The 12,399-nt window shown below is 42.6% G+C and carries 13 protein-coding genes; 1 reads left to right on the top strand and 12 read right to left on the bottom strand.

Annotated features, from left to right (window positions below; all coding sequences use genetic code 11):
• Nucleotides 1-2 precede the first annotated feature (2 nt).
• The 12 genes from X929_RS01315 to X929_RS01260 all read right to left on the bottom strand — a co-directional run bounded on the left by X929_RS01315 (nt 3) and on the right by X929_RS01260 (nt 11,570).
• Nucleotides 3-683 (bottom strand): head maturation protease, ClpP-related, encoded by a 681-nt coding sequence (locus X929_RS01315; protein WP_009052888.1) that lies wholly within the window; start codon nt 681-683, stop codon nt 3-5.
• Nucleotides 680-1,936: a phage portal protein gene (locus X929_RS01310; RefSeq protein WP_103066263.1), complete on the bottom strand. Its 1,257-nt coding sequence runs from the start codon at nt 1,934-1,936 to the stop codon at nt 680-682. The genes X929_RS01315 and X929_RS01310 overlap by 4 nt, the downstream gene beginning before the upstream one ends.
• 18 nt (nt 1,937-1,954) lie before the next feature.
• The gene (locus tag X929_RS01305) at nt 1,955-3,553 is read right to left on the bottom strand and encodes a terminase large subunit (RefSeq protein ID WP_103066328.1); all 1,599 of its coding nucleotides are present in this window, start codon (nt 3,551-3,553) and stop codon (nt 1,955-1,957) included.
• Between the two features lie 79 nt (nt 3,554-3,632).
• On the bottom strand, nt 3,633-3,818 hold the full coding sequence (locus tag X929_RS01300) for a DUF5049 domain-containing protein (RefSeq protein ID WP_103066262.1): 186 nt from the start codon (nt 3,816-3,818) through the stop codon (nt 3,633-3,635).
• Nucleotides 3,803-4,264: a gamma-glutamylcyclotransferase family protein gene (locus X929_RS01295; RefSeq protein ID WP_009052892.1), complete on the bottom strand. Its 462-nt coding sequence runs from the start codon at nt 4,262-4,264 to the stop codon at nt 3,803-3,805. The genes X929_RS01300 and X929_RS01295 overlap by 16 nt, the downstream gene beginning before the upstream one ends.
• A gap of 37 nt (nt 4,265-4,301) precedes the next feature.
• Nucleotides 4,302-5,201, bottom strand: coding sequence for an amidoligase family protein (locus X929_RS01290; protein WP_103066261.1), 900 nt, complete (start codon nt 5,199-5,201; stop codon nt 4,302-4,304).
• 134 nt (nt 5,202-5,335) lie between these two features.
• Nucleotides 5,336-5,542 carry a DUF4314 domain-containing protein gene (locus X929_RS01285; RefSeq protein WP_211286709.1) on the bottom strand — a complete coding sequence of 69 codons (207 nt, stop codon included), beginning with the start codon at nt 5,540-5,542 and terminating at the stop codon, nt 5,336-5,338.
• 20 nt (nt 5,543-5,562) lie between these two features.
• Nucleotides 5,563-6,351: a virulence protein gene (locus X929_RS01280; protein WP_103066259.1), complete on the bottom strand. Its 789-nt coding sequence runs from the start codon at nt 6,349-6,351 to the stop codon at nt 5,563-5,565.
• A 100-nt stretch (nt 6,352-6,451) separates the two neighbouring features.
• Nucleotides 6,452-8,611, bottom strand: coding sequence for a DNA cytosine methyltransferase (locus X929_RS01275; RefSeq protein ID WP_103066258.1), 2,160 nt, complete (start codon nt 8,609-8,611; stop codon nt 6,452-6,454).
• Nucleotides 8,604-9,845 (bottom strand): site-specific DNA-methyltransferase, encoded by a 1,242-nt coding sequence (locus X929_RS01270; RefSeq protein WP_103066257.1) that lies wholly within the window; start codon nt 9,843-9,845, stop codon nt 8,604-8,606. The genes X929_RS01275 and X929_RS01270 overlap by 8 nt, the downstream gene beginning before the upstream one ends.
• Complete coding sequence (gene metK / locus X929_RS01265) at nt 9,820-11,001, bottom strand: methionine adenosyltransferase (protein ID WP_146255754.1); 1,182 nt, start codon at nt 10,999-11,001, stop codon at nt 9,820-9,822. The genes X929_RS01270 and metK overlap by 26 nt, the downstream gene beginning before the upstream one ends.
• 17 nt (nt 11,002-11,018) lie before the next feature.
• Nucleotides 11,019-11,570 carry a P27 family phage terminase small subunit gene (locus X929_RS01260; RefSeq protein ID WP_103066327.1) on the bottom strand — a complete coding sequence of 184 codons (552 nt, stop codon included), beginning with the start codon at nt 11,568-11,570 and terminating at the stop codon, nt 11,019-11,021.
• A 304-nt stretch (nt 11,571-11,874) separates the two neighbouring features.
• Between X929_RS01260 and X929_RS01255 the strand changes: the two genes are divergently transcribed.
• On the top strand, nt 11,875-12,399 hold the full coding sequence (locus X929_RS01255; protein WP_103066255.1) for an HTH domain-containing protein: 525 nt from the start codon (nt 11,875-11,877) through the stop codon (nt 12,397-12,399).

The following is a 12,399-nucleotide window of genomic DNA, read 5'->3' as shown; positions in this document are numbered from 1 at the left end:
TCCTAATATTTCAATAAATTAAGCCGCTCATAAAGCGGCTCTACTGACTGTTTTACAACTGGTTTTTGAAGTTTATTCATTAGTGAATTGGTCACTGCTCTTCTGCTGAATACAAAGCTGTCTTGTAGTGAACTCTCTCCTGGTTTGAACATAATGTCATCTGCAAAACCAAGCTCAACTGCCTTATTGGCGTTTAGCCAAGTTTCAGCATCCATCAGGTGCGACAACCTTGTTCTAGATAAGCCGGTTTTAAGCTCATATGCATTGATGATGCTCTCTTTCACTTCATCAAGCATTTGGATTGCTTTTTGCATCTCCTCACTATCGCCAATAGCTATGGTAAAGGGATTATGGATCATCATCAGTGAGGTAGGAGACATTAAGACTTCCGTCCCTGCCATAGCGATGACAGAAGCAGCTGATGCAGCAATACCGTCAATCTTTACAGTGACGTTTCCTTTATAATCCATTAGCATGTTGTATATCTGAGATGCTGCAATACAATCACCACCAGGAGAGTTAATCCAAACTACTATGTCTCCTTCACCACTCATTAGCTCTTCTCTAAAAGCAGCTGGGGTAACATCATCCTCAAACCAACTCTCCTCGGCAATTGCACCGTTTAGATAGAGGGTTCGTGTCTGTGTATCTGTGTCGCGAACCCAATTCCAAAATTTCTTCATTCAGGTTTTCCCTCCAATCCTTCTTTATTTGCGAAAATACCCGCATCTTCAAGTTTGGTCATATTGCCATTGATTAGATATAAATCTCCTCCAAGCTCTGGTGGGATTCGATCAAGGTTCTCAAGCTCCCTAATATCATTGGCACTCATCCAGCCGTTCTGTCTCGCGGTTGCATACCCATTCATTCGAGAAACATAATCACCTCGAAGCAGTCCATCTACATTGAACTTGGCAAAATAAAGTTTCTTTTCATCTGGCCTTAAAAGTGCTCGGCTGATGGTCTGCTCCCAACGAATCACCCAAGGATCTAATGTGTATTTCACAAACTCCAGTGACTGTTGCTCAATATTAGAAAAGCTCGATTTTTCCAAGTCTCCTACCATATGTGGAGGTACGCGGAAAATTCGAGCGATTTCATTAATCTGAAATTTTCTTGTTTCTAAGAACTGAGCTTGTTCTGGTGAGATACCAATAGGCTGATACTTCATTCCTTCTTCAAGCACCGCTACACGATGAGAGTTACTGCTTCCCTGATAGGCTGCATTCCAACTATCCCGTACTTTTTGAGGGTCTTTAATGGTACCTGGATGCTCAAGTACCCCTCCTGGAGCAGCTCCGTTAGCAAAGAATTTAGCTCCATATTCCTCACAAGCAATTGCCATACCTATAGCATTCTTAGCCATTGCAATCGGCGAATAGCCCACTAGTCCATCAAAGCCTAAGCCAGGTATATGAAATACATCACTTGGTCTAAGTGTGACTGTCATACCTTTCATCGTAGGTGCTTCATCAGAATACTTAGTATAAGTATAATAAAGAGCGCCACTGGAATCCCGATCCACCGACATTCGATTAGGCATTAACGGATATAGTGCTATGACTTCGCCTTTGCCATTTCGAATAATTTGTGCATAGGCATTACCCCATAATAAAAGATGAGTCATTAACGTTTCTCGGAAAACGAAAGAACTCATCTCTGGATTTGGCTCATCATGTAATAAAAAATACAGTGGATGAGAAAGTGCTTTCTCCTTACCACCGCTATCAGTGTGTTTATATAAGTGAAGGGGAAGTCCTGCCACAGCTTCTGCTAGTATTCTTACGCAAGAATAGACCGCAGTCATTTGCATTGCTGTATGCTCGTTTACTGGTTTACCGCTTGTTGTACCACCAAAAAAGAAGCTGTAATTGCTCCCTATGGTTCGGTTCTGAGGTTTATCACGTGCTTTGAAAATATTCGAAAACAATCCCATCTGCATCACTCTCCTTTGCTACAAAATAAGAAGCCCTCGACCGTCATAAACAGAATTTCCTGATCCACCTTTGCGGATTGCTCGGTCAAGAGCCATAATGGTAGCGACAGCTCCATCGATTCTTTCAGTTGATTTTTCTTTATCAGGCTTGATATTCCCAGCAGGATCAGTACGTATAAAGATATTATCCATCATCCATCGCAAAACCGGATGTCCACCATGGGCCAGTTTCTCCTCTAAGGTAAGCTTCATTAATTCCTTTGTAGGTGGACTCATATCTTTAAATCCCTGACCAAAAGGAACTACCGTAAATCCTAGGTTTTCTAGGTTCTGAGTCATTTGCACAGCTCCCCAACGGTCAAAGGCTATTTCTCGGATGTTATATTTCATACCAAGTTCTTCAATAAAACTTTCAATGTAACCATAATGCACCACATTTCCTTCAGTGGTGTGTAAAAACCCCTGTTTCTCCCATACGTCATAAGGTACATGATCACGCTTTACCCTTTGATCCAGATTATCTTCCGGAATCCAGAAATAGGGAAGGATGATATATTTATCTCCCTCATACTCAGGCGGGAAGATAAGAACAAATGCTGTAATGTCAGTGGTAGAAGATAAGTCCAAACCACCATAGCATGCACGCCCTACAAGGCTTTCTGGGTTTATAGTAAATGCACATTTATCCCACTTTTCCATAGGCATCCAGCGTACCGACTGTTTAACCCATTGATTTAAACGGAGTTGTCTAAACAGGTTCTCTTCTGCTGGATTTTGCTTTGCACTTTCACAAGCAATATGAATCTTTTCTATGTCAACGGTAATGCCCATTGAGGGGTTGGCTTTCGCCCACACCTTTGGATCGGTCCAGTCATCATTCTCATCAGCACCATAAATAACTGGATAAAATGTAGGGTCAACCTTTCGCCCTTCAAGGATGTCTTTAGCCTTTTGATGCACCTCGTAACAAATGGAGTGTGTATCATTTCCGGCAGTCGTAATTAAGAAATACAGTGGCTGCTTTCTTGCATCACCAGAGCCATGAGTCATGACATCGTAAAGCTGTCTATTTGGCTGAGCATGAAGTTCGTCAAATACCACACCATGCACATTTAGTCCATGCTTGGTATATGCCTCTGCAGATAAAACTTGATAGAAACTACCTAGAGGTTTATAAACAAGTCGTTTTTGCGATAGTACCGGTTTAATTCTTGCTTTCAGAGCTGGACATTGTTCTACCATATCCACTGCTACATCAAAAACAATGGAAGCTTGCTGTCTGTCAGATGCACATCCATATACTTCACCACCATGCTCAAAATCGCCACAAGTAAGCAGTAAGGCAACCGCTGCTGCAAGTTCAGATTTTCCTTGCTTTTTAGCGATTTCGATATATGCAGTATTAAATTGACGGTAGCCATTGGGCTTTAAAATTCCAAAAACATCGCGGATAATCTGTTCCTGCCAGTCTATCAATTCAAATGGCTGCCCATACCATTCTCCCTTGGTATGCTTTAAGCAATTAATAAAAGACACCGCATTATCTGCAGCGTCCTTATCATATACCGAACCATCCGCCTTAAAGATGGTCGGCTTATATTTTTTTAGTTTACGTATAGCCGCCACCTCCTTATGGATACGAAAAAAGGAACCCCCTAAGAGTTCCTTAATATTTTATATAGTTGATTAGGCTATTTTATTTTGTTTTGTCTTCCCCTGTCAGAATAAAATGGACATATGCTTCTTTATCCTTTTCAAGGTAATCTACTAGCTTACTATAGCCTTCTCTTAAAGCAATGCTAGTCACAATCGGGATATCAAACATATTTGTTTCACCTGAATCTCGAATGGCAAGTATTTGTTTTTTTATGGTTTGGTACATTCATTATCCTCCTCAAAAGAATCCGCTACCGCTTTACGCAGAATCTCCACATCAAAACCTGCACTTTTATAGCCGTCTAGAATGGTGCTGTAATAATAACAGCTTGGCTGGCCTAATGGCCTTCCTTCATTCATGATGTAGACCATAGCCTGAACAGTTTTACCATTCAATCTCACTTTAATGGTTTCTTTACGATATAAAAATGGCCATCCTTCATAGCGGTCAAGAGCCGCTTCATCTGCCGGTGTGATATCCCAGACTAACACTGGAACACTTTCGCCTTTGAAAGGCTCTATGGTTGCCACTGCTCCCGCGTGTGATCCTCTAAAAAGCAGCCGATAACCTTTTATTATACTTGCCCCAACTACCTTGGCTGTGGGGCATCTGTTTGCCATTTGCTCCAGATTAAGATTAGAACCATAGGCAAGATATAGTTTGTTACTCATTGCTTTCCTCCTTCCTAGTTTAGGGCCTTAGGGCAGCTCAAGCCGCCCGAAACCGCCAAGCTGCATAACCTGAAAGCGCTGCTGTTAAATGCTCTCTGCAGTTTTTGAACTCTTCTCCTATAAAACCAATACGGTTTAGGTAGGTTCTCATGGCAAACTTTTCATTTTCTACTTGAGGCTTCTTCGCAGAGGCAAATTTTTGTGTTAAAGCTTGGTTGTTTAAAGCTAAGGCAAGAACAATATAGCTTCTTACCTTGCCTGCGTGCAGCTCGCTGTTAAAGCCTCTTAGCTCAACCGTATGATTCCCAGTAAAAAAGCTATGTAGATTAAGGAAATGGTATCTACTATTGTGATAATGTGTACCCCTGCTTTCGCTGTAGCCTTCATACCAAATGTCCTCAATCTGTCTCATGGTTGTTGGCTTTTTGTGGTTCATCTTCTCAACTAAAATGCTATCCATCTTCTTGCAGTAGCGCATTCGCTCTGGCGCAATCTGTAGTGCTTTATAAAAAAGATCGTTTTTACTTGCAATAATATTTACAAAGTTTCGGATGCTTCTTGGTGTATGATTGGAGCCATCTAAATGAATGTGAATTCCACAAGAAGTGTTTGTAAAGGCTCCAGCCTTTCGAAGCTTTCTTACTAGCTCCTGCAAAGTTTCAATGTCCTCCCGGTAGGTTAGGATTGGGCTAACCAGCTCAACGCTATAATCTCTACCTGCAGCTACTTTTCTTCTACCTTCTTTTCTTTGGCAGTTGATGCTCCCATCGTACATAAACTTCCACACGCGCCCATCTGGAGCTTTTACCTTCTTGGTGTCGTAGTAAGTCCCGCCTTCACTGTAATTGCCTTGCAAAAATTCTGCAGCGACCCTGGCTGCTTTTTCTCTTGTAATTCCTGTAAATTCAATTTCGATTCCGAATTTTGCGCTTAACATCGTACCTCACTCCTTTTAAAGTGTGTTTATCCTTTCGGCATGTACATATATCACTCTAAAAGGCTTAAATAGCAAGACAATTCTTCAATATAAATCTACATATTTACTGCCATATTGGGCTTAAAAGTGTATGTTTACTCTTCGATTTTCTTGTATAAATCCTCTCCAAATACCACTCCTAGGGAACTGCCTGAATCCCAACTGACGTGGATGGTACCCATGTCATCAACACTAGTAACCGTACCTTTAGCCCCAGGCTGAAGCTTGGTATAAGGGTCATTCATTTTAAGTAGCATGACACGAGTTCCTGGAGTGTAATAACTTCTAAGTTGCTTTAGCATTTCTGGGTGAATGATATTCATTATTCACTCACCTCCTCATGCTTAGCAGTTCCGCTTTTGAAAGCAGAGCTACCCAACAGTTTGGAGAGAAGAATCTTTCGTTCTGTTTTGTATTCTGGCCCGATAAAGCCAAGTCTTAGAAGGAAACAACGGAAAGCGTACTTTTCATTCTCCACTGATTTCTCGGTCGAGTTGACGCGGGTCTGCTTCTTTGCCATTTCACAAAGTGCTGTTACAAAGTGGGTATAAGCCTTAACCTCCTCTGCGGAGCACTCACTCTGGAACCAAGGGAAGGTTATAAATTCCTCATTTATGATAATGGGAATAGAATCAGTATCAAGTGCTTTCTTTATAAGGGTTTCTTTGCTTTCTACCAATCCTTTTAGGTTACCAAGTGCAGTTTCGCTAAAACCCTCCCTCGGCATTTGAATAATCAAACTAATAGCTTCTTCGGTTTCATTTGATTCGCTGTATACGGGAGATTCTTCGTAATCATTATATGGGCTTACCCTTCCACCAAGAGCCGCTTCATAGGGAATTTGAATATTTTCAGGAACAAGCTCTGCTTTTGGAAGTGGTGTGTCATATTCTTCCGTAGCTGCCTTGAAGTCATGAAAGCTTAATAGAGCATCAACCAGTTCAGAATTATCTGGTCCTCTGACTACTCCATTTTTGTCAATATTGTAGTCTGCCACCTCATATGCAAATGTAGGTGCTCCAAGATATCTTACAGGAGCATTCAGTTTTTGGCTGATTGCGTTGACTAACTCTTTTCTTTTTGCTCCTGTGACATTATAGTTTATCTGCATTTTTATACCGCCTTTCTATTTTCGGTACATACATATATCACTCTAAAGGCTGTTAATATCAAGTCATTTAGGGCATCTTTCTGTAGAAAATACTGTTCCATTAATCGGCGGTATTCCGTGCAGATAACACAATGCCAGTCAGCACAAAACAGACGCATGGAAGTGCTACACCATTACCCCACATTTTGTACTCAGCTGAATCGGAATGGGGGTTGTTAAGCCATTTTATAATTTGCTTTCTTGTTTTTGGCTTGCTGCTTTTACCTATGATTTTGCGATGGGTTTCCCAAACCTCCGTCCAGAATGAAATTTCATCTTCTGTAGGATTTTCCGTCCCAAGGTCATCACACCAATCATCAGGAAAGCCTTGTAATCTTGCACATTCCGTTGGTGTAAGCCTTCGAACAATATAGTCTGGTTCAACCAATCCATTTTGGTATCCTGAATTAGTTCCATTGATTATCGTATTTGAAGTACCGTCCTGCCTGTAGTATTGACTTTCAGTTTTCATCTGAGGATAAAACGAAGCTGGGTGTGCCACTGCTCCAGGTCCTTTTGCCGTGAGTGTAGGTTGCTGCTCTTCATCTATAGCAGGTTTATATAGTGCGTTCTTTCCTTGGTTAAAAGCTGCCCTATCAATACCGTAAGATGGCTGAGTCACAACAGGGGCATCCTTATAATCTCTCGACAATAACGTTGGCGCTTTATCTTCTTCAACCTGGGCATAGGCTCCAGTAGTCATGGCATAGGCAACAGCATGACGATCAGCGGTATTAAGTGTAAAAGAAACATCCTCATCTATACCGCTTCCTTGGGGACCATTTTTATCCTCTCTTCCAATCATCGAGCCTTGTAGAGCAACTACTACCATGCCACCTTGATTACACCCTGGATTTCCTCCATTGGCATCAATGGTTCGAGAAGTATCCGCTTCATATATACCGCTATGTGGATTGCTTGACAGCATGGAGTTGCTCTTATCAGAACAGATGCCATATGCGGTAGGTACAAAAACGGTCTGGTCATTATTGCATCCAAGAGTGGCAGACTTATCATCCTGTATCAAAGCCCCCTTACCACCACCTTCACAGCCAGAGCGGATTTTTAATGTTTTAGGTGTATTCATAATAAGAGGTACATTCCCACCGCCAGTTCCCATACGAGAGGTTAGCGTCTGTACTTTATTATCCTCTGAGAGTTTTACACGACTATCAGTTGGATGATTTTCAATAACAACAGCCGTTTGGTTATCTCCCATGTTTGCACGAAGGGATCCACTTAAATTTTCATCAGTATGGCCACCAACTCGAGAAGCAGCGCCCGGTTCAAAGGACATGACTGCACCTGGAACAACACCTGCTCGAAGGGTAGGGGAACGTTCTTCCTCATATCCTACACTTCGACTCTTGGCGCTGTGTTCGGTACAAAATCCGCTTGACTGCATGACGCAAGGCTGATGTCCGTGTTCCTCCGCTCGAAGTGTTGCGGTAATATCCTCCGAAACAGACATCACTTTCTCGCCTTGGTCATTTAAACAAGTTATGCTATCGCCTGTTTTTCCAGTGCTGTTTTTAGCATTTCCGGCAGTTCTTTGCCACGGGCTGCCGCTCGGCGTAAAATTCCTTGGCATGCCTTCGGACTCAAATAGTATTTCTCCGGCACATCTGTCTGCAAAATCTGCGACAAGGTAGATTCTACGACGACGCTGGGGGACTCCGAAATATTGCGCATCGATAGTTCGGTAAGCCACACTCCATCCGTCTCCCATATAGATGTCAGCGTATGGCCATCGTCCTTTTTCAGGTAAAGGCACTGAGGTGTTCGGCTCTTTGACACCGATGACCGCTTCGAGGACTGCCCTAAAGTCCTCCCCTTTATTTGACGAGAATGCGCCGGGGACATTTTCCCAGACTGCATACCTTGGATATTGTCCATTGGTCTTACACCTCATTTCCTTGATAATTCTTATTGCTTCATAAAAAAGGACGGATTGTTCTCCGTCCAGACCAGCTCTTTTACCCGCCACACTCATATCTGTGCAGGGAGAGCCAAATGTTATGATGTCTACAGGTGGAAGCTCCGCACCATTTAATTTGTTTATATCCCCATAGTGTTTCATCTGTGGGATGCGTTTGGTCGTAACTCTTATAGGAAACGGCTCAATTTCAGATGCCCATAAAGGCTCAATGCCACAGATCAGACCGCCTAGAGGAAAACCTCCGCTCCCATCAAAAAGAGAACCGAGTGTCAATTTACTCATCTGCATTCACCTCCGGCAGGTCACAATATCTGATTTTCGAACCATCTCTTAAAACAAACACACCGTCTGAGTTTCCAACTTGTTCAATATACCTTTTTACAATAACATCACAGTACTTTTCATCCAGTTCAATGGTGTAGCAGATTCTATCTGTCTGCTCACAGGCAATCAGTGTGCTTCCTGAACCACCAAAAGGATCAAGCACGATACAATTAGAAAGGCTTGAATTCAAAATAGGGTAGGCCACAAGTGCAACTGGCTTCATCGTAGGATGATCACTGTTTTTCTTCGGTTTCTCAAATTCCCAGATGGTGGTCTGCTTTCTATCGGAATACCAGTTATGCTTGCCTTTCTTTTTCCACCCAAAGAGAATAGGTTCATGCTGCCACTGATAAGGAGAGCGACCGAGAACAAGGGACTGCTTTTTCCAAATACAAGTACCGGAAAGATAAAATCCTGCATCGGAGAATGCTCTTCTAAAATTGAGTCCTTCGGTATCCGCATGGAATACATAAATAGAAGCGTCCTTCGCCATTACTGCTTCGGTGTTCTGAAATGCTGCAAGCAGGAAATCGTAGAACGCTTCGTTAGCCATATTGTCATTTTTGATTTTTCCAGCAGTGCCTTCATAGTTAACATTATATGGAGGGTCCGTAACTACCAAATTAGCAGTTTTCCCATCCATCAAGACATTAAAGGTGTCTTTCTTTGTACTGTCTCCGCAGACTAATCGATGCTGCCCAAGTAGCCAAATATCCCCTAAATGCGAAACAGCGGGCTTTTTCAGCTCGCTGTCTACATCGAAATCATCTTCTTTTATATTATCCTTAAGGGAATCCTTGAAAAGATCCTCCAACTCTCCCGGGTCAAAACCTGTCAAAGACACATCAAAGTCTGAAGCATTTAAGTCCGTGATGAGAAGTGCTAATTTGTCTTTATCCCAATCACCACTTATTTTATTTAGTGCAATGTTCAGCGCCTTCTCCTTTTGCTCATCCATTTCAACAACTACGCATTCTATCTCATCCATGCCCATACTCAGCAGGATTTTCAAACGTTGATGGCCTCCAATGACTCTGCCTGTAGTCTTATTCCATATTACGGGTTCTACATATCCAAACTCCTCAAGGGAGCGTTTAAGTTTCTCATATTCCGGATCACCCGGTTTTAAATCCTTCCTTGGGTTATATTCAGCGGGGATGAGTTGTTTAGTTTTTATCTTCTCTATCAACATACTTTTCCACCGCCTTTCTAAATTCACTGTACTTATTTACATCCTCCCACGGGAATAGACAACTATTAAAGTGACCATAAACAGCTGTATCAGAGTAAATCACATTTCTAAGACGTAGATTTTCAATAATGGCTGCAGGTCTTAAATTGAAAACTTCCTGTGCAGCAAGAGTTAATATTTCGTCAGAAACAATACCTGTGCCAAGGGTATTTACATAAAAGGCTACAGGATTTGCCTTACCAATGGCATAGGATATACTAACTTCACATCTCTTTGCATAACCACACCAGACGATATGCTTTGCAATGTACCGAGCCATATAGACACCGCTTCGGTCAACCTTGGTGGGGTCTTTACCACTAAGTGCGCCACCTCCATGGGATGCAAGTCCTCCATAGGTATCAACCATAATTTTTCTACCAGTTAAGCCTGTATCGGCAGCGGGACCACCTTCGACAAATCTACCAGAGGGGTTAATGAGAAGTTCTGTTTCATCATCAAATGGGAAGTCCTCAAAGCACTGCCATAGGACATTGTTAAGGATATCTGTCTTTAGTTCTTCCTGTGTTTTATTCTTATCATGCTGTACCGATATCACAATAGTCTTTATTCGCACTGGAGTGTCTCCTTCATATTCCACCGTCACCTGCGCTTTACCATCTGGGTGGATACCTTTTATCAGTTTCCCTTTTCGGCAATCATCCAGTCTCTTTACAATCCTGTGAGATAGTACAAGGGGTAGGGGAAGCATTTCTCCTGTTTCCTTTGTAGCATAGCCATACACAGTTCCTTGGTCTCCAGCACCTATCGAACCATACTGTTCGTTTATCCCATTTCTTACTTCCAGTGCAGTATCCACGCCAGTTGCAATATCTACACTTTGTTTGTGTACAAATACATAAATCAAGAATTTAAGAGGGTTGTATCCAATCTCTTTAAGGACATTCCTAACAATGTATCGGATGTCTATTTTCTCGCTGCAGGAGATTTCGCCCGCCACGATAATTTTCCCTTTGGTTGCCATTACCTCACAAGCGACACGTGATGCTTTGTCTTTACGTAAACATGCTTCTAAAATGCTATCTGCTATGATGTCGCATAGTTTATCAGGATGTCCAGCACATACACTTTCAGCTGTTAAATATCTTTTACTCATTATATATCTCCTCATCTTTATTTTCCTCTGCGGGCAGTCAACAGTCGTTCCATCACATCATCCTGTGGATTTGCACCGGAATACTCTGTCGCACAGTTTTCACGAACGATCTGATATATTTCCATCCAGAGCCTGTTTGTCTGGCTCATAAAGTTCTGACTCATAGCTACATAAGGACTTTGAATAGCATTGCCGGTAGTTGGGTGCTTGGCAAGAAAACCAAACTCGGTTACCGCTTCCTCACACTGTATCCATCTGGCTGCACTCATGGCATATCGTTCTAGAAGCTGTGGAAGCACCAAATGGGCACAGCCTCGCTCCTCAAGCCATTTCCAAGTAATTTCATAAATCTCACTGGCTACTAGGGTTTTCCCGTCCTTTTGCACTGCTGAGAGCATGGCCCTTGGCTTTGGCATTTCCTGCCCCTTTAAGTCAGCGGTATTTTTGAAGTCGATGATTTCTAGCTTTCTCTTGCCGGGATTTCCCTCAGCAATTTTATCTATAAGTGCTTTCTTTTTCTGACCAGATCCAATACGAGCACCACCTCGATTTGTACCATCTTTGGCCATTAACTCACCTCTTTTCTTATTAGGGGTTATTACCCCGTTTGAAACTGCGACTTTTTGCACGAAGCCCCACGCCCGTTGCACGAAACATATCCACCGGAGATTTTGACCGCCCCTGATATGCACCCTAAAAAATGGACAACCATTGAAATGAATTTGGAAGCGAGAAATCAAAACGCTGGACAAATAACCGAGTGAGGGAATCAATATCATGGACAGATAAAAAAGTTTGGAATTCATAAAATGGACACCAAATCATGCTATGATAATTCAAACGACTTCTTCGCTCTCCAAAAGGAGGATTTCAATGGCAAAGGATGGTACGAACAGGGGCGGCGCGCGTCCCGGAGCAGGCCGCCCAAAGAAAAGGGACGACGGGAAGTATGAGCATGTTGAGCTCACCGCCGAACAAATTCATGAGCTGCTGGACTCGCCGCATATCAGCTATGTTTCAAGGAAATCCGTATCATATACAAAGGCTTTCAAGGAGCATTTCTGGCAAAGATACTGCGATGGCGTCGACCCGAAACAGATATTTGAAGATGCCGGGCTGAACACGGCGATCCTGACAAGAAGCAGGATCAATGGTCTTCTAAAAACACTCAGGCATCAGAAAGAGAAAGGGCTTTCCTTTACCGAGGGCAGCGAGCCGCAGGTCGATCAGCCTGAAAAGACCTACGACTTTCCCAAACCGCCGCGCAGATCCAACAAATCGAAGCTGCCGGTGTTAAGCGAGGCCGACATTGCGCAAATGTACAATCAGGTTGCATACATGTCCCAGGAGATAGAGTTTCTAAAAAAAATTATCTTGGCGGGACAGGAGAAAAAGTAG

It is taken from the genome of Petrotoga olearia DSM 13574, assembly GCF_002895525.1.
Taxonomy (GTDB): Bacteria; Thermotogota; Thermotogae; order Petrotogales; family Petrotogaceae; genus Petrotoga; species Petrotoga olearia.
Note: the sequence above shows the minus strand (reverse complement) of the source record. Positions and strands in the feature narration are given on the sequence as shown.